Annotated in this window: 19 protein-coding genes and 1 riboswitch; of the genes, 14 read left to right on the forward strand and 5 right to left on the reverse strand. The window is 49.1% G+C overall.

The genetic code is table 11. The features are described from left to right. Together FH871_RS33350 and prfB are read left to right on the forward strand one after the other, a co-directional pair. On the forward strand, positions 1-702 hold a 702-nt coding region (locus tag FH871_RS33350; RefSeq protein ID WP_171063018.1), incomplete at its 5' end, for a hypothetical protein. A gap of 133 nt (positions 703-835) precedes the next feature. Beyond that, positions 836-1,913, forward strand: a protein-coding gene (gene prfB, locus FH871_RS30965) for a peptide chain release factor 2 (protein WP_138995196.1) whose coding sequence is annotated in 2 segments (ribosomal slippage) — positions 836-895 and positions 897-1,913 — 1,077 coding nt in all. Because the reading frame shifts where the segments join, the coding sequence is not laid out codon by codon here. Here prfB and FH871_RS30970 read toward each other — a convergent pair. Together FH871_RS30970 and FH871_RS30975 are read right to left on the reverse strand one after the other, a co-directional pair. Next, complete coding sequence (locus FH871_RS30970; RefSeq protein WP_138995197.1) at positions 1,885-2,460, reverse strand: SRPBCC family protein; 576 nt, start codon at positions 2,458-2,460, stop codon at positions 1,885-1,887. The genes prfB and FH871_RS30970 overlap by 29 nt on opposite strands. 65 nt (positions 2,461-2,525) lie before the next feature. Beyond that, entirely contained in the window at positions 2,526-3,107 is a 582-nt protein-coding gene (locus tag FH871_RS30975; protein WP_138995198.1) for a Crp/Fnr family transcriptional regulator, read from the reverse strand. 38 nt (positions 3,108-3,145) lie between these two features. Here FH871_RS30975 and FH871_RS30980 point away from each other — a divergent pair, with 38 nt between their 5' ends. Then, positions 3,146-3,904, forward strand: a complete 759-nt coding sequence (locus FH871_RS30980) for an alpha/beta fold hydrolase (RefSeq protein ID WP_138995199.1) — start codon at positions 3,146-3,148, stop codon at positions 3,902-3,904. Here the strand turns inward: FH871_RS30980 and FH871_RS30985 are convergent. After that, positions 3,901-4,578 carry a TVP38/TMEM64 family protein gene (locus FH871_RS30985; RefSeq protein WP_138995200.1) on the reverse strand — a complete coding sequence of 226 codons (678 nt, stop codon included), beginning with the start codon at positions 4,576-4,578 and terminating at the stop codon, positions 3,901-3,903. The genes FH871_RS30980 and FH871_RS30985 overlap by 4 nt on opposite strands. A 66-nt stretch (positions 4,579-4,644) precedes the next feature. On the opposite strand from FH871_RS30985, the gene FH871_RS30990 reads away from it, so the two are divergent. Further along, positions 4,645-5,784 (forward strand): cystathionine gamma-synthase, encoded by a 1,140-nt coding sequence (locus FH871_RS30990; RefSeq protein WP_138995201.1) that lies wholly within the window; start codon positions 4,645-4,647, stop codon positions 5,782-5,784. Between the two features lie 83 nt (positions 5,785-5,867). On the opposite strand, the gene FH871_RS30995 is transcribed toward FH871_RS30990, so the two are convergent. Further along, a complete protein-coding gene (locus FH871_RS30995; protein ID WP_138995202.1) occupies positions 5,868-8,249 on the reverse strand; it encodes a TonB-dependent receptor in 2,382 nt (793 codons plus the stop codon). A 91-nt stretch (positions 8,250-8,340) separates the two neighbouring features. Then, a riboswitch (TPP riboswitch) is annotated at positions 8,341-8,437 on the reverse strand. 171 nt (positions 8,438-8,608) lie between these two features. On the opposite strand from FH871_RS30995, the gene FH871_RS31000 reads away from it, so the two are divergent. From FH871_RS31000 to FH871_RS31025, 6 genes are all read left to right on the forward strand, one after another. Beyond that, positions 8,609-9,550: a ring-cleaving dioxygenase gene (locus FH871_RS31000; protein WP_138995203.1), complete on the forward strand. Its 942-nt coding sequence runs from the start codon at positions 8,609-8,611 to the stop codon at positions 9,548-9,550. A 79-nt stretch (positions 9,551-9,629) separates the two neighbouring features. Next, positions 9,630-10,295: an alpha/beta hydrolase gene (locus tag FH871_RS31005; protein ID WP_138995204.1), complete on the forward strand. Its 666-nt coding sequence runs from the start codon at positions 9,630-9,632 to the stop codon at positions 10,293-10,295. Between the two features lie 14 nt (positions 10,296-10,309). Then, positions 10,310-10,606 carry a muconolactone Delta-isomerase family protein gene (locus FH871_RS31010; RefSeq protein WP_138995205.1) on the forward strand — a complete coding sequence of 99 codons (297 nt, stop codon included), beginning with the start codon at positions 10,310-10,312 and terminating at the stop codon, positions 10,604-10,606. A 31-nt stretch (positions 10,607-10,637) separates the two neighbouring features. After that, a complete protein-coding gene (locus FH871_RS31015) occupies positions 10,638-11,075 on the forward strand; it encodes a barstar family protein (protein ID WP_138995206.1) in 438 nt (145 codons plus the stop codon). A 93-nt stretch (positions 11,076-11,168) separates the two neighbouring features. After that, positions 11,169-14,522: a transcription-repair coupling factor gene (gene mfd / locus FH871_RS31020; RefSeq protein WP_138995207.1), complete on the forward strand. Its 3,354-nt coding sequence runs from the start codon at positions 11,169-11,171 to the stop codon at positions 14,520-14,522. A 90-nt stretch (positions 14,523-14,612) separates the two neighbouring features. Continuing rightward, positions 14,613-15,890 carry an SUMF1/EgtB/PvdO family nonheme iron enzyme gene (locus tag FH871_RS31025; protein ID WP_138995208.1) on the forward strand — a complete coding sequence of 426 codons (1,278 nt, stop codon included), beginning with the start codon at positions 14,613-14,615 and terminating at the stop codon, positions 15,888-15,890. A gap of 36 nt (positions 15,891-15,926) precedes the next feature. Here the strand turns inward: FH871_RS31025 and FH871_RS31030 are convergent, their stop codons facing one another. Further along, positions 15,927-16,643: a ComF family protein gene (locus FH871_RS31030; protein WP_229317730.1), complete on the reverse strand. Its 717-nt coding sequence runs from the start codon at positions 16,641-16,643 to the stop codon at positions 15,927-15,929. 136 nt (positions 16,644-16,779) lie between these two features. On the opposite strand from FH871_RS31030, the gene FH871_RS31035 reads away from it, so the two are divergent. From FH871_RS31035 to FH871_RS31050, 4 genes are all read left to right on the forward strand, one after another. Further along, on the forward strand, positions 16,780-17,139 hold the full coding sequence (locus FH871_RS31035) for a hypothetical protein (protein ID WP_138995209.1): 360 nt from the start codon (positions 16,780-16,782) through the stop codon (positions 17,137-17,139). 135 nt (positions 17,140-17,274) lie between these two features. Then, the gene (locus tag FH871_RS31040) at positions 17,275-20,766 is read left to right on the forward strand and encodes a DUF4175 family protein (protein WP_229317732.1); all 3,492 of its coding nucleotides are present in this window, start codon (positions 17,275-17,277) and stop codon (positions 20,764-20,766) included. Between the two features lie 173 nt (positions 20,767-20,939). Then, complete coding sequence (gene mnmG, locus FH871_RS31045; protein WP_138995210.1) at positions 20,940-22,802, forward strand: tRNA uridine-5-carboxymethylaminomethyl(34) synthesis enzyme MnmG; 1,863 nt, start codon at positions 20,940-20,942, stop codon at positions 22,800-22,802. 62 nt (positions 22,803-22,864) lie between these two features. After that, on the forward strand, positions 22,865-23,695 hold the full coding sequence (locus FH871_RS31050) for a class I SAM-dependent methyltransferase (RefSeq protein WP_229317734.1): 831 nt from the start codon (positions 22,865-22,867) through the stop codon (positions 23,693-23,695). Positions 23,696-23,746: the final 51 nt, after the last annotated feature.

The following is a 23,746-nucleotide window of genomic DNA, read 5'->3' on the forward strand; positions in this document are numbered from 1 at the left end:
ACCAAAAGGACCTTACATAACAAACTTACTCACGTATCAATAAAGAAAGTCGTCGATCCGGAACAGGATCCGTACATCCTGCACATCGAGATTCAGACCACCGACACGCCGGACATGGTGTACCGGATGCTGGAATATGCCGCCATGATGCTGCGGAAGTACAAAATCCTGGTTCGGCAATATGTCTTTTACATTGGTGAAGGCCACGCCCGAATGCCGGTTCAGCTAGAAACCGGGACCTTGCGGTATCACTTCACCCTCGTCAATCTGAGCGAAATTCCATATCAGCAATTTATCAATTCCGAAAAACCGGAAGAACTGATTCTGACGATCTTAGCGGATTTCCAGCAGGAAAAACCGCGTGAGATGATCAGCCAGATTTTACTGAATTTACATCAGGTAGCGCCCGACCATTTGCAGTTAGGCAAATTCATCCGGCAGTTGGAAATCTTGTCGCAACTCCGTAATTTTAATTCAATCGTTTCAGAAGAAGCAGAAACCATGGCACACGGATTCGACATCACCATCGACCGGCTTTATAAAAAAGGACGTGAGGAAGGAATAAAAGACGGCAAGGAACAGACGCAGCGAAAGTTGATTTTCTCTGCACTTCGAAAAAATTTATTATCCAATGAGCAAATCGCCGAACTTTTGGATGTCCCGGTCGAACTCGTAGCCGACGTCCAACAAAAAGGTATTTAACCGGTTTTGTATACAGATCTTCGAGCGGATGAAATCATCCGCTTTTTTGTTGGGTTCGGATAGAGATTTCCAAACCGCTATCTTTGCAGTCTAATTACAGAGACATTCACCATTCAATTATTTTTTCACGCATATGACGACCGACCAATTAAAGGACGTGAGGGCCAGAGTAGAGGCCCTGAGGGGGTATCTTTGACTACGATAGCAAAAAAGAACAACTCGCTGATTTAGAAGACCGTACGACGCAACCGGAGTTTTGGCAGGATGCCGAAGGTGCCGAAAAAACCATGAAGCAGGTCCGCGCCCTGAAAGGCTGGACGGGCGGTTTTGAGCACGTCGATGCCCTGGTGGGCGACCTCGAAACGCTTTATGAATTTTACGAAGCGGGCGACGTTACGGAAGAAGAAGTCGACGCAGAGGGCGAAAAAGTAAAAGCCGCGCTCGATGATCTGGAGCTGAAGAAAATGCTCAGCAATGAGGAAGACCAACTCAGTGCAGTATTGGAAATCAACTCGGGCGCAGGCGGAACCGAAAGCCAGGACTGGGCCGATATGCTCTACCGAATGTACCTGATGTGGTCGGAAAAACACGGCTATAAGGTCAAACAGGTGGATTATCAGCCCGGCGACGGAGCCGGTATCAAGTCGGCCACGCTGGAAGTGGACGGACCGCTGGCCTACGGTTTCCTGAAATCGGAGAACGGCGTTCACCGGCTGGTGCGGATTTCTCCCTACGACGCCAACGCCCGGCGGCATACGTCGTTTGCTTCCGTTTACGCGTATCCGCTCATTGACGATTCAATTGAAATTGAAGTCAATCCGGCCGACATCGACTGGGATACGTTCCGGTCGGGTGGCGCGGGTGGTCAGAACGTCAACAAGGTGGAAACCGCCGTTCGGCTGCGCCACAAACCGTCGGGTTTGATCATCGAATGCCAGCAGGAGCGGAGCCAGTTGCAGAACAAGGAAGTAGCGATGCGGCTGTTGAAATCGAAACTGTACCAGATCGAGGTCGAGAAACGCAACGCAGCCCGGGCTGAAGTCGAAGCCAGCAAGAAGAAAATCGAGTGGGGTTCGCAAATCCGCAGTTACGTCCTCGACGACCGCCGGGTGAAAGATCACCGCACCGGTTATCAGACGTCCAATACCGATGCCGTTTTAAACGGTGATCTCGACGGGTTTATCAAATCGTACCTGCTGATGCAGGATTAACCAAAACTGGTTTCCGACAGCCAGCTGGCTGTCGGAAACTTCGTTCAACCACTTTTTTTAAATTGTCCGTTTCCTCCCGAACGTGCGCTTGCCAAAGCTTTCGGGTACCCGTGAGTTGGGCCAGAAATTTTGTTACTCCACTCGAAAATTGAATCACGATCGTTGCCCTAACCCGTGTTTGGGTGGCCGCAATGGCATCGAGTTCAAACTGCACGTATGTTGTACTTTTAATGGGCCTTTTTCGCTGACCGTTCACGTACGAGATGGACGGTTTCGACACGTAGTACAGCAACTGATTTTCAATTAGTTGCTCCACAACATACGTATGAAACACTTCCTGATTACCAGCCACTTCTTCGCATAAAATTGTACTATTAACCTTTAACGGCCCGCCGTTCAGAATGTCAAACTTCCTGTGGCCGGTTGACAGATCGAGGTAACAGCGATCCAGGTTCAGTAATAAATGGAAGACAGACATCGCTGGTGCTTCAACTAAGACACTGTGTGTCAGCAGGATTGAATGGGGAATCGACGAAAATGAGGCCATCAGCTTGGTGTGGTAAGTTGTATGGCAAAGGTAGGTTTTCGGCGTAGGCCAAAATTTGACGTTGGTTAGTTTTTCGAAAGCAGTTTTTTACGAAGGCGACTCAAACTTTCAGGCTTAATTCCCAGGTAAGAAGCAATATATTTCAAAGGTACCTGCTGAATGACCGCCGGTTTTTCCGACATCAAAGCAAGATACCGTTCTTCAGGGGTTTGAATTAGTAAACTTAACTCCCGCTGTTCTTTCTGCTGCATGAGCCGTTGCAGGGCTATCCGTTCTATGGCATCGGCCGACGCGTTATTTTGACGCAATACCGTTAATTCGGCGGCTTCCCAATACAAAACTTCTGCTTTAGTTACCGCCTGGACACTAAATGTAGCGGGAGACTGGTTCCAGATGGCCGGCAGCGCCGAAACAAATTCCTGCGGCAGAACAAAACCGAGTGTTGTCTCGGATTCTTCATTCGATACAAACACCCGGAGAATTCCCTGGTTCACAAAAAAGATTCGACCCGAACGCATTCCCTGTCTAACCAGCCATGTACCCTTGTCTAATCGTCGAAAATGAGCCGTTTTTGTGTAAAGCGCAATTTCATCTTCACCGGGAAAAATACCGGCCTGCTCAAGCCAGTGACTAATGGAATTGAACATTATTCTTTCGTTTTCGTGCGTTTCTTGTATGTTTGGCCATGCTCCCGGTTTTCAAGCTGTCAAACGGCCCCGTTCCCTTATTGGCTTTCCACGGAATTGGTCAGGATCACCGGGCCTTCGAACCGCTGGCGCAGCAACTGGAAGGGCAGTTTGCGGTGTATGCTTTCGATCTTTTTTTTCACGGCTCCCAACCCGCTCCGGTTTCTGACGATGTGCTGACCAAACAACGGTTTCAGGAAATCATTCAGGCTTTTCTGCATCAATACCAGATCGATCGCTTCGCTGTGCTGGGCTTCAGCATGGGCGGTCGTTTTGCGCTGGCCACCGCCGAGGCTTTTCCTAAACACACCACCGAACTCATTTTGCTGGCACCCGATGGCATCACGATTAGTCCCTGGTATCAAATGGCAACGAATACCGGCCTGGGTCGACAGCTTTTTCGGTATTTCCTGAAGCATATGCCGCTTTTTCACCGGTTTGGGTTGCTTTTTTTAGCGTTGGGGCTTATCAATCGCAGTGTCCTGCGGTTCGCCGAAAGTACGCTTGCTACGCCGGAACAGCGGGAATCAGTGCATAATGCCTGGGTATATTTCCGGAAATTACAGTTCAATCATCGAAAACTGAGCGAGATTTTGAATAATCACCCGGTACGCGTGCGTTTTTTTGCCGGATATTTTGATCAGGTGCTGCCGGTTTCATACATCGAACCCTTGAGCCGACGATTGCACGCATACGAACTAACGGTTTTAAAAACCGGTCACAACCGACTCCTCGAACGCGTAGGGAAGATTCTTTAACGGTTTAAGGCCCGATTCAGGACGACAAACAATCCGACAACCGACGCCAGCAGGAGAACCCCGATGAGAAGCTGTGTTTCATTGCCGGCATTTGGGTCTTCGACTAAGGTCCGGATTTCTTTGGCTTGCTTTGCCGTCCAGACCGCAATCAGGGTTCGCGGAATCATACCCAGAAAACCGCCCAGCAAAATATTGTTCAACCGTGCACCCGACAGCGCAAACACCAGATTCGTGACGGCAAAGGGCAAAACCGGTGATAGTTTCGTAAAAAATATCACCTTCAACTCCTGTTCCCGGATGCGTTCCAGGACGTTTTTAGCCTTGGGATTCTGTTCGATGAAATGCACAAACCGGTCCTGATCAAACCAGCTTACCAGTTTGTTGACCAGCAAGATACAAACCATATTGAGCGCAAAAAGCGGCAACAAGGCATTCCAGCCCAGAAAATAACCAAAGATCAGCGCTAGAAAGGTCGGTGGCGTCAGGGCAAATGTGGAAGTCAGGCAACAGGCGATGGTCAAAAGCAGCCATTCCCAGCCGTTAAATTGAGCAATGGTTTCTTCGTTCGAAATCGTCAGATACGTCAGCGCCGAACTGAACAGGAGGGGGGCCACCGACAGGACCAATCCCGCCAGTGCTGGTCCCGAAAATGCTTTGAGTAGTACCGTCTTCACACACCAAACTTACAGCTTTTCATGGCAATGACTGGCACGGTTTCCAAAACCGTGTTACATTCGGGTATGAAATTCGCAACCAAAGCCATCCACGCCGGCATTGAACCGGACCCCACGACGGGCGCCATCATGACGCCGATTTACCAAACGTCGACCTACGTGCAGGAATCGCCCGGCAAGCATAAGGGCTACGAATACGCCCGGACGCAAAACCCGACGCGAACGGTGTTACAAAACAACCTGGCCGCGCTGGAAAATGGCAAACACGGGATTTGCTACGCATCCGGGCTGGCGGCCACTGACGCCATTCTGAAGCTTTTCAAACCGGGCGATGAGATTATTGCCAGCAACGACCTCTATGGCGGTACGTACCGGATTATGGTGCGGGTTTTTCAGGAATACGGCATCAAATTCACCTTTATCGGACTGGAGAATCCGTCGGCTTTGGAAACCGCCATTACGCCCGAAACCAAAATGGTCTGGATCGAAACGCCGACCAATCCACTGCTTCGAATCGTTGATATTCAAGCCATTGCTGCGATTACCAAAGCAAAAAACACGCTGCTGGTGGTCGATAATACGTTTGCGTCGCCCTACCTGCAAAATCCACTGGATCAGGGCGCCGACATCGTGCTTCACTCGGTGACGAAATACCTCGGCGGTCATTCCGACACGGTGATGGGCGCGATCATTCTGAATGACGATGAGATTGCGAAACGGCTGGAATTTATCCAGAATGCGTGCGGAGCCGTTCCGGGGCCGCAAGATTGCTTTTTGGTTTTGCGCGGAATCAAAACGCTCCACATCCGGATGCAGCGGCACTGCGAAAATGCGCTGCAAGTTGCCCGGTTTCTGAACCAGCATCCGAAAGTGAGTCAGGTGAATTATCCGGGACTGGAAAACCATCCGCAGCACGAACTGGCGAAGAAGCAGATGCGCGGTTTTGGCGGGATGGTGTCGTTCGAACTCCACGGTGATTCGCTACCGGAAGCCATCAAAGTGATGGAAAGTTTTGAAGTTTTTTCACTGGGCGAATCGCTCGGTGGCGTCGAGTCGCTTTGCACGCATCCGGCTTCGATGACGCACGCCAGCATTCCGAAAGAAGAACGGGCGAAGAACGGCTTGAAAGACACGTTGATTCGGTTAAGTGTTGGTATTGAGGACGTTGACGATTTGATTGCGGATTTGAATCAGGCGATTGGGTAATAAAGAGGAACGCGGATTAAACGGATTTTCACGGATAAAAAATCTGTTGTAATCCTTAAAAAACCGTTCAATCCGCGTTCCCATCAAAACTTCATCCGAACCCCCACCAGAAAATTCCGTCCGGCTTGCGGATAATAGAAGTTTTCCGTCACGGTTTTTCCTTCCGAAATGTAGCTGAACGTGTAGCCGTTCGACTCATATAACTCACTCAGGACGTTATTCAGCAACAGCGAAAACGAAAGTTCATTCATCCCTTTAGGCTTCACGGTATAAATAAACCGCAGATCGTTCACAAAATAGGCCTCCAGTTGGCGGTTTTCGTTGGATGTATTGTCCAGGTATTGCTTCCCGACGTATTTCGATAACAACCCGATTTCCAGCCCTTTCGCGGGCGTATACAGCAATTGCGAGCCTACAATGGTGTTCGGCGCGAAGGCAATGTCGGTATCGGTATACTGATTCACGCTCTGCTCGCCGGTGTCGTAATTGTCCAGAAACTCCGTAAACGTTTTGACTTTATTCTGGCTGAAAGTCGCGTTGACATTCCAGCGCAGGTTTTTCGCCAGAGCCGTTCCCGCTTCCAGTTCGATCCCGGCACGGTAACTGCTCGGTATATTAACACGGTTATACGCCCCAACATCATTGATCTGCCCGGTCAATACCAGTTCATTCCTGTACTTCATGTAATACGCATTCGCCGAAAAAGCCAACCGCTGGGTTTGCAGTTTGTAGCCCGCTTCCCAGTCATTCAAGGTCTCGGCTTTCGGGCGGCTGGCCGGTGTCGATTGTGTATAGTCATTGCGGTTCGGTTCCCGGTGACCAACGCCGTAGGATGCATACACCGTGCTGCGGTCGTTCAGGGCGTACGTAATACCGGCCTTGGGGTTAAAGAAGCTCAAATTAGCATCCTGCTGCACATTTCGTAGTTGATTGTCGAAGCCTAAAAACGAGTAACCGACCGTCCGCACCTGCAAATCGACAAAAGCGTTTAGTTTTGACGTAAACTGATAGTAGGCCTTCCCGTACAGATTAAAATCGGTTTTGGTGGCATCATTGTCGTAATACCGGTGCCGGATGTTGCCCGTGCTGGCAAACCGCGCCCAGATGACCTCGCCGTAATGTTTGCCCCGGTATTGATTCCAGCCCCCGCCGATGTGGGCCGTCAGCTTCCCGAAACTGTTGTAATCCAGCGAAAAAACCGCCCCGTAAAAGTCATTGTCCAGCCAGCGACGGCGGATCAAATCGGTTCGGCTGATGGTCGAATCACGGATCACGATCGACGGCAAACCGTAGTCGGCCAGGTCGTTATCAGCCCGGTATTGCTCATAATAGCCGCGGCCCTGCGTGTAGTGCAACGACGCGTTCAATCGCCAGTTTCGGCTCAGTTCGTGCGAGCTAATCAACTGGTAATGATCCTGTTGATAATTATCTACTTCGTTGTCGTAGGTGTAGGAATTGTAGGTTCGATTGGTTTTCAGCAAGCTTTCGGGAATACCATTCCAGGATTGGTACGTCTTTTCTGTTCCGGAAAAGACATTCAGCCGCACAAAGCTTTTTTTGCCGTACCAGCCTCCCGAAAGGTAAAACGACTTCAGATTGGACGACGCGCGATCGACGAAACCGTCGGAAACAATGCGGGAAAGCCGGGCATCTACCACAAAGTGATTGTTCAACAAACCGGAACCGGCTTTAACCGTCGTTTTCAACGTATTGAATGAACCACCCGAAACATCCACTTCGCCATACGGATTTTTCTCAAAACTGTTGGTTTGGACATTGACCGAAGCCCCAAAAGCGCCCGCGCCGTTGGTCGATGTGCCGACGCCCCGCTGAATCTGAATGCTGCTGACAGACGACGCCAGATCGGGCATATTGACCCAAAACGTCCCCTGCGATTCGGCGTCGTTGTACGGTATGCCATTGACCGTCACGTTGATCCGTGTGGCATCCGATCCGCGAATCCGAAACCCGGTGTAGCCCACCCCCGCGCCCGCGTCGGAGGTCGTAACCAGCGATGGCGTGAAATTGAGCAGCAACGGAATGTCCTGACCCAGATTCTGTTTGTTGAGTTCCCGCGCTGAAACGTTCGTGTAGGCAATCGCTGACTTCTGATTGGCCCGCGTGGCACTAACGACGACCTCATCGATGGCAACGGCGGTTTTGGTGAGCGATACAGTAATTTGCGTGTCCTGATTTAGTTCGACGGCTTGTAAAACCGGCTCGTAGCCCAGGAGAGAAACGCGAAGCTGGAGTAACCCCGGTTTGAGATTGGTCAGGCGAAAAGCACCAGTGGCGTCGGCATAAGTGCCTTTGAAGGTGTTTTCGACGGCAACAGCGGCTCCGGGCAGTGTTCCACCGTCGGCATCGTTGACGGTTCCCGAAATAGAGAATTGCGCCCAGGCGGGCAGGCATGACAGACAAAATACCGCTGCCACACCAACAAGATAGGTCGTAACTTTTTTCATGTTGTATGAAAAGTTTACGATAGGCAAGGGGCCAACCTACCTTTTGGTTGTTTGGATGATAAATTTAATTGTGCAGTCGAGCCATTTTGACCCGTTCCGCAGATCCGTTCCCTTCGCCGGCATTACCCGGTGCAGGTTCAATGGGTATAATCTCAGCCCGTTGTGTTAAGGCACCCCTTATTAAGATTAGCGACGCAAAGGTAATGCATAAAAGCGGTCATGCTGACAAAAAAGGCATCTTTACACTTTTATTTAAAACCAGTGAACTCAAATCTTATTTTAAATGTATATACATTAAATGTAACAACATTTAAAAACGCAAACCAAAACGAATTGCTTTAATTAACTGATATTCAATTATGGAAACGCTCGTCAATGGGTTACACCACGTCACTGCTCTCGCTGGAGAAGCCCAACGCAATGTTGATTTTTACACCCATATTTTGGGCTTACGACTGGTAAAAAAAACCATCAATTTCGATGCACCGGACGTGTACCACTTGTATTACGGTGACGAAACCGGGTCGCCGGGTAGCATTCTGACCTTTTTCCCGTACGGAAAAAACATTCACCGCGGACGCAAGGGTGGGGGACAACTGACCTACACCGCCTTTTCTATTCCGTCCGAATCGTTGATCTACTGGATCAACCGGTTGAATGAATTCAATATTGCGCATACTGAACCGCTGCAACGGTTTAACGAAACGTATCTGCGGTTTGAAGATTTCGACGGCATGGGCATCGAACTGGTCGCCAATGACGCTGATCAAAGGCCGGGCTGGTCGAACGGTTTTATTCCCGTCGAACACGCCGTAAAAGGTTTTCACACCGTCACGCTGAACGAGTTTCGGATCGACGACACAGTAAAATTATTAACCGAATCACTCGGTCATACGTTGGTATCGGAAGAAGCCGGTCGGTTCCGGTTTCAGGCGGGCAAAGGCGGTTCCGGCAATTACGTCGACGTTCAGCATTCGCCCAATGATGTTCGGGGACAACAGGGCGGAGGCTCGGTTCACCACGTGGCTTTCTCGACGGATACGGACGAATCGCAACTCGTTCTCCAGCATCAGCTTCTGGAAGCCGGGTATCAGGTGACGCCCGTTCAGGATCGGAATTATTTCCACAGCATTTATTTCCGCGAACCGGGCGGTATTTTATTTGAAGTCGCCACCAATCCTCCGGGATTCTCGGTCGATGAACCGGTTGCAGAATTGGGTAAAACGCTTAAATTGCCGGAGTGGTATGAACCCCGTCGCGCTAAAATCGAAGCGGCTTTACCGAAAATTGAAGTAAAATAATCGCTTTCTTCCATCCGGTTTTGTCATTTCAGTCCTGTCGATTGGCATGGCAAAACCGGAGTAATCCGTAGAAGTTGCTATGATACACAATCCGAATAATTTCGTAACCGCCGGGAAACCGCTGGAAAAAGCCACCAAAGTCATGGTAATGATCCACGGTCGGGGAGCACCGGCGCGGGATATTTTGTCGTTGTCGAGCCACATCGACGACAAGGAATTTGCCTTTATTGCGCCCCAGGCCAGCCAGAATACGTGGTATCCCTATTCGTTTTTGAGCCCTCTCGAACAAAACGAACCGCATTTGTCATCGGCACTTCAGGTGTTGAGCAGCATTCGCGCCCGGCTGCAATCCGATTATAATTTCAAAACGCCCCAGATTTTCTGGCTCGGTTTCTCGCAGGGCGCCTGTCTGGCACTGGAATACGTGGCCCGCAACGCGATGCCATACGGGGGCGTCTTTGGTTTGAGCGGTGGTTTGATCGGCCCTCCGGGAACACCCCGGCTGTATGAAGGCGAACTGGAAGAAACACCGGTTTTTCTGGGTTGCAGCGACATCGACCCGCATATCCCGAAAGAACGCGTGATTGAGTCGGAAGGTGTGTTTCGATCGATGGGTGCGGAGGTGAAGATGAAATTATATCCAAATTTTCCGCATTCGGTCAACGAAGATGAGCTAAAGATTGTTAATCAGTTGATTGCCGGTTCGCCAACGTCCGGTGCTACCATTCGAGAATTGTACACTTAAAAACTACCACCGCTATGAGCCAGTTTATGGTAGAATTTGATCTCCCGGTCGATATGACGGAGGAATTTACGGTAAAAATCCCGCTCCAGCGACTGAAAGTAAACGAGTTGATGGAAAGCGGGAAACTGCTGTCCTATGCCTTGTCACTTGATCGTCAGAAACTGTGGTGCGTGGTGAAAGCGCAGACGGAATTTGATGTGATGGAAATCATTTCGGAATTCCCCTTGATCAGCTACATGGATCCAACCATTACGGAACTGATGTTCAACAATATCGTTTCGTTACGAATGCCCTTGTTTTCGCTGAATTGACTATTTTTGCTTTCTCATCTTCCGCTTATTCATGGCAAATTTTAGAGTCGTTCAATCGGATTCAGACTTAAAACCGTATGCGGCTTTTCGAGTGGCCCGAATCGACGGCCAGAAGGCCCAGACGTTCAAAGCATTTTACGAGCAAATGGCCCGCGAACTCAAATTCCCGGATTATTTTGAATTCAATCTGGAATCCCTCGACGAATTACTGAACGATCTGGACTGGCTGGATGACGACAAAATTGCGCTGTATATTACCCATTCGGATGCTTTTCTGTCGCAGGAAAAAAATGAAGCCCGCAAGGTAGAATTGCTGAACGTTCTGGACGTGGCCGCCGAAGACTGGAAATGGGTCGATGAGGAAGAAGAAGGTGTTACGCCCCGCGAGCTGGTAATTCTGTTTCAGCCCGGCGACGCGTTTATTGCGCTGTTGGATAAAGAAGATTTTGCGTACGACCGTACCGTTTAATTTTGCAACCAAAACCGCTTACAGACGGTTAATCAGTTGCTGTTTGCCGCATGGAAAATTCGCTCCCTGCGGCTTTTGGCATTTTATGTTTCTATGAAAGTAGCCGATTTAATTACTTTATATACTGAAGATAGTTTCATCAAAATCATTGGTGAACAATTCCGACAGCCACACACGACAGACCCTTCGCGCATTCAACTGAAAGGCATCACCGGTAGCCTGGATGCCGTGCTGGCTGCGTCTATTTACCGCACCAACCCCTCCACGTTTCTGTTCATTTTAAGCGATCGGGAAGAAGCTTCGTACTTCTACAATGACCTGCAAAACCTGCTGGGTCAGGAAGTTCTGTTTTTTCCGATGTCGTATAAAAAACCGTATCAATACGAGGAAATCGAGAATGCCAACGTGCTGATGCGGGCGGAAGTGCTGAATAAACTTAATTCGGAGGCCAAAGAGAATGCCATTGTCGTCACCTATCCGGAAGCATTATCAGAAAAAGTAATCAATAAACGGTCGCTGCGGGCCAATACGCTGTCTGTCCAAACCGGTGACAAACTCGACGCCAATTTCATCAATGAACTGCTGAACAGTTATGATTTTGAAAAAACCGACTTTGTATACGAAGCTGGTCAATTCTCCATTCGCGGGGGAATTATCGACGTTTTTTCCTTTGCCAGCGAGTTTCCGTACCGAATCGAACTCTTTGGCGATGAGATCGAAAGCATCCGGTTGTTCAATCCCGAAAGTCAGCTTTCTACCGATCCCGTAAACCGCATCAGCATTATTCCCAACATTGAAAACAAACTGACGCACGAAAGCCGGGAGCCGTTTCTGGAGTTTTTTCCGGAAAGCGCCACGCTTTGGTTTAAAGACGTGGAGCTGACACTCGAAATCATTGAAAAAAGTTTTGAAAAAGCCGAAGAGAGCCTGGCCAGTCTCGTAGGTGCCAAGGGCGCAATTAAGGTTGTTTCCGATCCGAATACCTTGTTTGAAACCCGGCGCGGTTTTCTGAATCAGATCAAGCCATTTCGGACGGTGGAGTTTGGCCGCCGGTTTTATTTTAAATCCGAAGACAAACTTACCTACGCTTCCAAAGCCCAGCCGTCGTTCAATAAAGATTTCAAGCGACTGGTCGAAAACCTGGCTGAAAACCAGTCGAAAGGGTACACCAATATCATCGCGGCAGAGTCGTATAAACAGCACGAACGCTTAAAAACGATTTTTGAAGAACTCGATCCGTTTCTCAAATTTCAGGCCTTAGGCATTTCGCTAAAAGAAGGATTTGTGGACGAGCAGACGAAAATCGTCTGCTATACCGACCACCAGATTTTTGACCGGTATTACAAATACCGCGTTCGCGATAAATTTTCCAAGTCGAAAGCCCTCACACTGCGGGAACTGAAAACGCTGCAACCCGGCGATTACGTCACGCACGTCGATCACGGCATCGGGCGGTTTGCGGGGCTGGAAAAAGTGGACGTCGGCGGTCGTGAACAGGAAGCGATCCGGCTCATTTACCGCGACAACGACATTTTGCTGGTCAGCATTCACAGCCTGCACAAGATTGCTAAATACACGGGGAAGGAAGGTACGCCACCGGTGATGAGCAAACTGGGTTCGCAGGAGTGGGATCTGAAAAAATCGCGGGTCAAGAAGCAGGTCAAAGACATTGCCAAAGAACTGATTGCGTTGTATGCCAAACGCCGTCAGGCCCCCGGTTTTGCGTTTTCGCCCGATAGTTTTCTGCAAGCCGAGCTGGAATCGTCGTTTATTTACGAGGATACGCCCGATCAGGCCAAAGCCACGGCAGACGTGAAAGTCGATATGGAACAGAGTCACCCGATGGATCGGCTGGTGTGTGGTGATGTCGGTTTTGGGAAGACTGAAGTGGCGATTCGGGCGGCTTTCAAAGCCGTGACGGACAATAAACAAGTGGCGGTTTTGGTGCCGACGACGATTCTGGCCATGCAACACCACAACACGTTCCGCGAGCGGCTGGCCGATTTCCCGGTCAAAATCGAATACATCAACCGATTTCGAACGGCGGCACAAATCAAGGAAACGCTGAAACGGGTGGCTACGGGCGAAACCGGCATTCTGATCGGAACGCACCGGATCGTGAATAAAGACATCAAATTCAAGGATTTAGGGCTGCTGGTTATTGACGAAGAGCAAAAATTCGGTGTCAAAACGAAGGATCGGCTGAAAGAAATGCGGGTCGATGTCGATGTGCTGACGCTGACGGCAACGCCAATTCCCCGAACGCTGCACTTTTCGCTCATGGGTGCGCGCGATCTTTCGGTGATTGCGACGCCACCGCCCAACCGCCAGCCCGTAACGACCGAAGTTCACACGTTTAGTGAAGCCGTCATCCGCGACGCCGTTAGCTACGAAGTTCGGCGGGGTGGTCAGGTGTTTTTTGTTCACAACCGGGTGAGCGACATCGAGTCGATGGCCAATCTGATCATGCGGCTGGTGCCCGACGCCCGCGTATCGGTGGCGCATGGTCAGATGGAAGGCGACCGGCTGGAGCGGGTGATGACCCGGTTTATCGAAGGCGAAAATGACGTGCTGGTCTCGACGAACATCATCGAATCCGGTCTGGATATTCCGAATGCCAATACCATCATCATCAACCAGGCGCACATGTTTGGTTTGTCGGATCTGCACCAGATGCGCGGCAGGGTAGGGCGCTCCAACAAAAAAGCGTTCTGTTATCTGATGACGCCCCCGGTTTCGGTGATTACGACGGATGCCCGGAAGCGGCTGCAAACACTCGAGGATTTTTCCGAATTGGGCGAAGGCTTTAAAATTGCGATGCGTGACCTCGACATCCGGGGTGCCGGAAATCTGCTGGGTGCCGAACAGAGCGGTTTTGTCAACGATCTCGGTTTTGAAATGTACCATAAGATTCTGGACGAAGCCGTTCAGGAACTGAAAGAAACCGAGTTCAAAAACCTGTTTATGCCCAATGACGAAACGTTGAAAAGTCTGCTGCCGGACACGCTCATCGAAACGGATTTGCAAGTGTTGATTCCCGAACGATACGTAGCCAATATCTCGGAGCGTCTGTCGTTGTATAATCAGTTGGATAATATTCAAAACCAGACGGAACTGTCGAGTTTTCAGCGATCTATCGCCGACCGGTTTGGCCCGATGCCGGAAGAAGTCGAGAATCTGATCAAATTAGTGATGGTTCGCTGGAAAGCCGAGCGTTTACAGCTTGAAAAATTGACACTAAAAAATAATATCATGAAGGGAACCTTCGTTTCTTCTGGGAATGACGCTTTCTTCAACTCCGGGCAGTTTGGCAAAGTAATTGATTATGTCAAGAAAAATTCGGCAACCTGCTCATTAAAAGACTTTAAAGGAAAATTGATTTTTACGCAACGAGACGTAAATGCAGTCGATCAGATGGATGATGTGTTGAGCCAGATGGTGGAGTGATGGCCGTGAAATTCGGATTCGGCTGTTCGTAATCGTGAAAGTTTCCCTGACAAACTGTAATTTTGAACTTCTATTAGTTACCTAATCACAATGAATCGAAAACAACCGTTACGCTCGATGGTCTATCTGCTGGCTTTTGCCGCAGTGTTAGGCGCGTGTAAGTCCAAGCACCCGACCAGCGTGAAGCCGGGGAAGGAAAGTACGGCCACCGGTATTAACTACAATAAGGAGAACGGATTTCAGGTAGCTAAGTACAGAGGACAATCGGCCGGCCCGAACCTCGTCTTTATCGAAGGAGGCCGTTTCACGATGGGTGCGCTCGAAGAAGATGTCATGAATTCGCGTGACAACCGCGAGCGGACCGTCAGTATCCAGTCGTTCTACATGGACGAAACCGAAATCGCCAACATTCACTACCTGGAATACCTCGACGCGATTCAACGCGATTCGTCGGAAGAAATTTACAGCCGCGCGCTGCCCGATACGAACGTGTGGAAAAACCCGCTGTCGTATAACGATCCCTACGTAACGCAATACCTGCGTTTCCCCGGTTTCCGCTATTATCCGGTCGTTGGGGTTTCGTGGGAACAGGCCGTGGATTATTCTACCTGGCGGACGGATGCCGTCAATGCCAACCTGGCCCAGAAAGGTGCCGCCAGCGGCAAGAAAAAAGGATTTTCGCTGAAACGCAAGAAGAAAGAAGAAGCGGCTCCGGCCGTTGCTGAGGGCGAACAACCCGTAGCAGTCGCTAAAAATTCGCAAACAACTGCTTCGATGGAAAGCGGCAATGTGTTGCCGAATTATCGACTGCCTTCCGAAGCGGAGTGGGAATATGCTGCCAAAGCCATGATCGGTACGCAGTACATCGACGAAAACCAGTCGAATCAACGGATTTATCCCTGGGATGGTTCGTCTGTTCGGAACGCCAAGAAAGGCCGCAAACAAGGCCAGATGCTGGCCAACTTTAAACGCGGGCGTGGAGACTACGCCGGTATTGCCGGAAAGTCGAACGATGCGGCTATTATCACGGCTGAAATTTATACCTATCCTCCCAACGACTTCGGTTTGTATAACATGGCCGGAAACGTGAACGAGTGGGTGTATGACGTCTATCGTCCGTTGTCGTATCAAGACATGAACGATCTCAATCCGCTGCGTCGGGATGGGTATCAGGATGATGAGAAAAACTACGATACAAAAAACGGCAACTCGATCATCAACGATAAATTACGGGTTTATAAAGGTGGTTCGTGGTCTGATGTAGCCTACTGGTTGTCACCGGGTACCCGTCGGTTCATGGCGCAGGATTCGGCAACGGCCACCATCGGTTTCCGTTGTGCCATGATCGCCGGAGGACGGAACAAATAAGAACTAACTTCCTGGACCCTTACAGCGGCCGCCCGACTATCGGGTGGCCGCTATTGTTACAATCCCGACTGATTGGCTGTTGGCGGCCAATAAAGTCGCCGTACAGGCCTCCAAAGTGGCTCCGGTAGTCAGAACATCATCGACCAGTAAAATCCGCTTATTCGCCACCAAATCCGGATCGCCAATTCCGAAAACGTTATTGACGTTCTGCCAGCGTTCAATTCGATCTTTTCCGGTTTGGCTAATGGTGTAGAGATTGCGTACCAGCGCCCGATCACTCCACGGTATTTCCAGCGTTTCCGACAAACCTTGGGCAAACCAGTCGCTCTGGTTATAACCGCGTTGCCGAAGTTTGGCCGGATGCAGCGGTACGCCCACAATGAGATCGATCTGATCATTTAATTGAATGTCGGTTTTTAGCTGATAGCCATACCAACGCCCGAGTAAACTTCCAACTTCTTTGTTGTTGCGGTATTTCAGGGTGTGAATCAGCCGCTGCGTTTTTCCTCTCTTGTTAAAATAGAGATACGCATACACAAATTCCACCGGCACTTTTCCGGCAAACCGGAGTTGGCCCGACACCAGTGCTTCACCCCGGTGCTGGCCGGTTTCGGGAAGTTCAAGACGACAGGCTGTGCAGACCAGTTGTTCCTGGCTCTGCAGCGTATTGCGGCACAGCAAACAGGGGTTGGGATAAAACAGATTGAGTAGATCCCGAAAACCGTCTGCAACCAATTTTCCAATGATTTTCACGAACTTGGTTTGTTGAAATTATTTTGATGCAACGAGGTGCAGAATCCATTCCTCTTTTGTTCTCTTCCTATGTGACGAAGGCGGGTGGAAAAAGTCATAAAAATGAGTAAACAAACTCCATAAATTTTTACGAAGAATGATTACACAGGAAATTGAACAGGAGTGGGAGCAGGTGCTGGACTATCTGGAAAAAGCCGTTGGCAAACGGCCGGCGGATTTAAACAGCGTGCTGTTTCTGATCGGCGTGCAGGAATTGGGCCGGGGAACGCAGATTTTCACGAAAGAACAGAAACAGGATTTGATGCACATCGCCATCTGCAAAGTCCTGAGTTTTTCGGGGTATTACGAACTGGCAGGAACGGATCAGGACGGCTGGCCCCATTGGAAACTGGTCCAGAAAGTCCCATACGTTGACTTGCTGACGCAGGAGAATTTTCTAAAACTTCACGTCATCACCTACTTCAACGATTACCTCGATTTGCCCGAAAACCAGTGAGTCGAGCCAGCAGATAAAATTGTACAACGATCTTTTTCGTTATCAGAAGGAAGTTAAGGTTCAATTGATTATCTTCATTTTAGGATCATTGAGTTGTGATGACCGGAGCAGTGCCAACCCTTTAAGACTAGACCGATGCAGATGCAAGAATCCATTCAAACGCTGCTGCTGCGTATTGAAGAATACCGAAAGAAATTTTACATCAACCAGGTTGCCAAAGGTGCCATATTTTTCATTGCCTTTACGCTATCGATCTATCTGCTGATGAACACGGCCGAGTTTTTCGGTCGGTTTAGCTCGCCGGTTCGCGGTGTGCTGTTTTTCGGTTCGTTAACGGTTCTGCTGCTGGCTTTATACTACTGGATCATCAATCCGCTGGTGCATCTGTACGGCATCGGAAAATCGCTGACCAACGAAGAAGCTGCCCAACAGATCGGCCGGTTTTTTCCGGAAGTGGGGGATAAACTGCTCAATACCCTGCAACTTCGGGCGTTGACGCGTCAGCAAAGCGATTTGCTCGAAGCCAGCATCAATCAGCGGTCGAAACAACTGCTGATTGTCCGTTTTGCCGACGCGATTCAAATCAATCAAAACCGCCGTTTTATCAAATTTGCCATTATTCCGGCTTTTATTATCGGCGGTTTGCTGTTGCTGTATCCGGCATTTTTGACCAGTACTTCAAAGCGAATTATTAGCTACGATCAGGAGTTTGCGGAAGAAGCCCCATTTCAGTTTCAATTGCGCAACAAAAATCTCAAAGCATTTCGGAATGAAGACTATACGCTGGAGTTACAGCTTCAGGGAAACAGCTTGCCACAGGACGTCTATCTCGTTTCGAACAACACACGCTTCAAACTGACCAGCGACGGCAAAGGGCTTTTCACATACACGTTTGATAATGTTCAACGCGATATTCCGTTCCGTTTCGAAGCCGTCGGATTCAATTCGCCGGGCTACGAATTGGTCGTGCTGGATCGTCCGGGGTTGCTCGCTTTCGACGTTAGTCTGGTGTATCCGTCCTATCTCAACAAACCGTCGGAGCAACTTTCGAACGTTGGTAATCTGCTCGTCCCCGAAGGAACACAGGTAACCTGGCGGTTTTCGGCGGCCAATACCGACTCGGTTCTGGTGCGGTTTGGCAATGAGCCAAGGGGCCTGGTGGCCGACAAACAATCGTCGGATGAGTTCGAATTTTCGCGCGTGGTGAAGAAATCTTCGACCTATTCCATTTCCCTGAAGAACAAAGTAGCCGCTAGCCGGGACAATATCCAGTATACATTGAACGTCGTCAATGACAAATTCCCGCAGGTTTCGCTGGAGAACTTCAAGGATACGACCTTCTATAATTATGTCATGCTCGGGGGGACCATCACCGATGACTACGGTTTTTCCAACTTGAAAGTGATGTACAAAGTGATTCGGGCGGGTCAAAATTCACCGGATAAATTCCTAACCCGCGCGGTTCCTTTCAACCGATCGGCGGCTACCCAGAACTTTTACTACCAATGGAGCCTCGATAGCCTCAGAATGCAACCCGGCGACCGTCTTGAGTACTTCGTTCAGGTTTGGGATAATGACGTGGTGAATGGCTACAAAAGCGCCCGTTCCAGCTTCGCTCAGTTTGCCGTTCCCGATCAGGCCAAGCTGGCAGAAGCCGCCGAGCAGTCTGCCCAGAAAACTGAAAACCAGATCAGCAAAACGCTGACGAAAGCACAGCAACTCAAAAAGGATTTGAATGCGCTGGAAAACCGTCTGCAAACGAAGAAGAATCTGGATTTTCAGGATAAAAAGCAAGCCGAAGATTTGCTGAAAAAACGGGAAGAACTGATGCAGGAACTGAAAGAACTGCAGGAACAGAACAAGACCAACAACGAACGCCAGGAACGGTTTAACAACCAGAATCCGGAAATGCTCCAGAAATTTGAGCAGCTTCAGAAGCTCATGAACGAGCTGATGGACCCGGAAACGCAGAAGCTGTACGAAGAACTGAAGAAGATGCTGGAGCAGAAGCAGGACGACAAAATGATCGACATGCTCGACCGGCTGAAGAATAAAGAGAAGAATCTGGAGAAGGAATTAGAGCGCGCTTTGGAGCTTTTCAAGCAGCTTCAGATGGAACAGAAGATGGAAAATGCCATCAAAGATCTGGAGAAGCAGGCAGAAAAACAGGAGAAACTGGCGAACGAAACCGAGAAGCAGGAAGCTCAGAAAGAAAAAGACGACAAGGCCCAGTCGAAAAAAGACGACGCAAAGTCAAAGAAGGACGAGAAAGCGCAATCGAAAAAAGACGAAAATCAGCCGTCGAAAAAAGACGAGAATGGCGATAAGAAGGATCAGAACAGTGATTCCCAAAAAGAGGATAACGCCAAGAAAGACGAGAATGCGGAGCTGAGCAAGAAGCAGGAGGAACTTAACAAAGAGTTTGAGAAGACCCGCGAAGATCTGAAAGAGATCGAAAAAATGGCGGAGGAAATGAAAAATCCGCAGGAAAAAGACACGCGTGAAGATCTACAGCAGGACATCAGCAACGAGCAGAAAGAGAGTCAGAAACAACTCGAGCAGAAACAAAACGACAAAGCGTCAAAATCGCAGAAGAAAGCCGCCAAGCAAATGAAGGAGTTGAGCCAGCAATTGGAGCAACAACAGCAGTCGGCCGAGATGGAAGAGTCGCAGGAAAACATGGATGATTTGCGCGACATTCTTGAAAACTTGATTCAATTGTCATTTGACCAGGAGCGCGTCATGAAGGATTTCAAGGCGGTTTCGTTGCAGGATCCCCGCTTCGTAAAACTCGCTCAGGATCAATTAAAGCTCCAGGATGACGCTAAAATCATTGAAGACAGCCTGTATGCACTGGCCAATCGGGTTCTGCAAATTCAGTCTTTTGTGACCCGGGAATTGAACAGCATGAAAGGATACATGGATGAAAGTGTTAAATACATTCGAGAACGTCGATTAAATGTTGCTACATCGAAGCAGCAATTTGCGATGACTTCCATCAACAATCTGGCCTTAATGCTCAGTGATGTTTTCAAGCAAATGCAGGAGCAAATGAGCCAAATGTCGGCTTCTGGTTCTGGAAAAGGCAAGAAAAAAGGCAAAGGCAAGAGCATGTCGATGGGTGAAATGCAAAAGCAATTGAATGAGCGGATGCAAAAACTCATGAAAGAAGGGCAGGGAGGAAAAGGCGGACGCGGCATGTCGGAAGAACTTTCGCGTCTGGCTGCGGAACAGGCTATGATGCGGAAAATGCTCAAAGAGCTTCAGGACGCCCAAAAAGGCACCGAAATGGGCAAGAAGTTGGGTGGTGAAATGAATGACATCATGAACAAAATGGACGAGACGGAAACTGATCTGGTCAACAAACGCGTCACGCAGAACACCATCAAACGGCAGCAGGAAATGTTAATTCGCTTGCTTGAATCCGAAAAAGCGATCAAAGAGCAGGAGGAAGATATGCAACGGAAAGCAGAATCGGCCAAGCCGGTTATGCGTAAACCACCTCCACAATACGAACAACTGGTGAAGGAAAAGCAAAAACAAGTTGAATTGTTGCGCTCAGTTCCACCCGATTTTTCACCATTCTATAAACGTGAAGTGGATTCGTATCTCAAAAAGTTAAAGTAAGTTAAGGGGCTTCGGCCCCTTTTTTCTTTTGAATCTTTTTAGCCCGACGTACGTTGATTTCAACGATCCTTCTCTTTACGCTTGTTTTATTTCTATTTTTGTATCTCTTTTTTGTCGCGTTGTGAAATGTTTCCACGTGGAACATTTTTTCAAAATTGTAAAATATCAAATCAATGTTCAATAAGTATGATGTTATTGTAGTAGGAGCGGGTCATGCTGGTTGTGAGGCTGCCACAGCAGCCGCAACGATGGGTTCGTCCGTTTTACTAATTACAATGAACATGCAAACGATTGCTCAAATGTCATGCAATCCGGCGATGGGCGGTGTAGCAAAAGGGCAAATCGTTCGTGAAATCGATGCGTTAGGGGGTCAATCGGGAATTATCAGCGATAAATCGATGATTCAATTCCGAATGCTTAATCGCTCCAAAGGTCCCGCCATGTGGAGTCCACGTTGTCAAAGTGACCGAATGGTTTTTGCTGCTGAGTGGCGTAAAACCATGGAAGAAACACCCAATCTAGATTTCTGGCAGGACATGGTGACCGAAATCATCGTAAAAGATAAACGAGTCACCGGGGTGAAAACCAGTATGGGTATGGAAATTTTGGCGGACTCCGTTGTACTTACAAACGGAACATTCCTGAACGGAAAAATCTACATTGGTGAGAAAACATTTGGGGGTGGGCGGACCGCCGAGCGATCGGCTACCGGCTTAACGGAACAACTCATACAACTCGGATTTGAAGCAGGCCGGATGAAAACCGGGACGCCACCGCGGGTCGATGGCCGTAGTTTGAATTATACATTGATGGAAGAACAACCCGGCGATGAAAATCCAGGCAAGTTTTCGTACCTGAATACACCGGCGTTAACCAAACAACGGCACTGCTGGATCACGTATACAAACCCGGAAGTTCATGAAATATTGAAGACCGGTTTTGAGCGCTCACCCATGTTTACAGGCCGGATTAAGGGTTTAGGCCCCCGATATTGTCCATCCGTGGAAGACAAAATCAATCGGTTTGCCGACAAAGATCGCCACCAGATTTTCGTAGAACCGGAAGGATGGGACACCGTCGAGGTGTACGTCAACGGTTTTTCGACTTCTTTGCCGGAAGATGTACAGATAAAAGCGTTGCGAAAAATACCGGGTTTCGAGAATGCCAAAATGTTTCGCCCCGGCTATGCGGTCGAATATGACTACTTTCCACCGACCCAATTGAAGCAAACGCTGGAAACCCAGTTGGTCGATGGGCTGTTTTTTGCCGGTCAAATCAATGGAACAACCGGTTATGAAGAAGCCGCCTGCCAGGGTTTGATGGCCGGCATTAACGCCCACAATACGGCAAAAGAACTCGGCGAATTCACGCTGAAACGTTCCGAAGCCTACATTGGCGTGCTGATCGATGACCTGATTACGAAAGGGACGGAAGAACCGTATCGCATGTTTACGTCCCGCGCCGAATACCGAACCATTCTTCGGCAGGACAATGCCGACCTGCGATTGACCGAAAAAGGATATAAAATTGGCCTCGCTTCGCAGGAACGGTTCGACCTCATGCAAACCAAACAGGCTAACGTAACGGCCATTCTGGATGAAATGAGACAGATGCGCGTGCAACCGGAAACCATTAACACCCTGCTGGATTCGCTGGGAAGTGCGCAGATTCGGGAAAAAACATCGCCTTACGCGCTGTTGAGACGACCCGAAATTAACCGCAAAGAGCTGACCATGCTGGGTGATAATGTCGCGAATTACCTCAACGCGTTCAATGAAGAAACCGTTGAAGAAGCTGTTATTCTGGTGAAATATGAAAGCTATATCGAGAAGGAGCGGATGTTGGTGGAACGCACGGAAAAGCTGGAAAGCCTGATTATTCGTCCGGATTTTGACTTCGACCGGCTTTCCGCTTTGTCGTTCGAAGGACGTGAAAAGTTGAAGCGGATTCGCCCCCAAACCATTGGCCAGGCATCACGCATCAGCGGTGTCAGTGCTTCCGATATTTCTATCTTAATGATTTATTTAGGCCGGTAATCATGACGGTTGAGCACCTTGTAGAATGCCCGGTTTGTGGAAATCAGTCTTTTTCCAACTGGATGACTTGTACGGATTTTCTGGTTTCGAAGAACGAATTTGCTATCCAGCGTTGTGATGAATGCGGTTTTAAGGTGACGAATCCACGGCCGGTAGAGGCAGAAATTGGGCGATATTACCAATCAGAAGAATACATTTCGCACAGTGATACGCGGAAAGGAATCATCAGCCAACTCTACCATACCGTTCGGACGATAACCGTTCAGCAAAAGGTAAAACTGATTACGGGGCTGTCTCCACGGAAAGGCCAGTTGCTGGACATCGGCTGCGGCTCCGGCTATTTTCTGGCAGCCAGTCAGGCAGCAGGCTGGAAAATCAGGGGTACCGAACCGGATGTCAATACGCGACGACAAGCCGCAGAACGGACTCAAGCGGAGCTTGGAAAATCCATTTTTGAGCTTGAAACCACAGAGCCATTTGATGTGATTACGATGTGGCACGTGCTGGAACACGTTCATGAATTGCAGGAAACCCTGGAGTGGATTCGCAGCCACAGTCGCCCGAAAGGGCATCTGGTGATTGCCGTTCCAAACTACCATTCGTGGGATGCCCGGCATTACAAACAGTTCTGGGCGGCTTATGATGTACCCCGGCACCTCTACCACTTTTCGCCCGACACCATGAAAACGTTGCTGAAACGATACGGTTTTGAACTGAAAGAACAGCGGCCTATGGTGTTTGATGCGTTCTATGTGAATATGCTCAGTACGAAAAACCGGGACGGAAAGCCGGCCTATCTTGAAAGTTTTTGGAATGGAATTCGTTCTAATTGGGCAGCTTATCAGGATGGAGGAAATTATTCAAGCTTGATTTACGTCGCTCAGGCCCAATAATCAATCATTTTTCATACCCTGATCAGGAAACTGTTCAGGGTTTTTTATTGC

This window comes from Larkinella sp. C7, assembly GCF_006149005.1.
In the GTDB taxonomy this organism is placed as follows: domain Bacteria; phylum Bacteroidota; class Bacteroidia; order Cytophagales; family Spirosomataceae; genus Larkinella.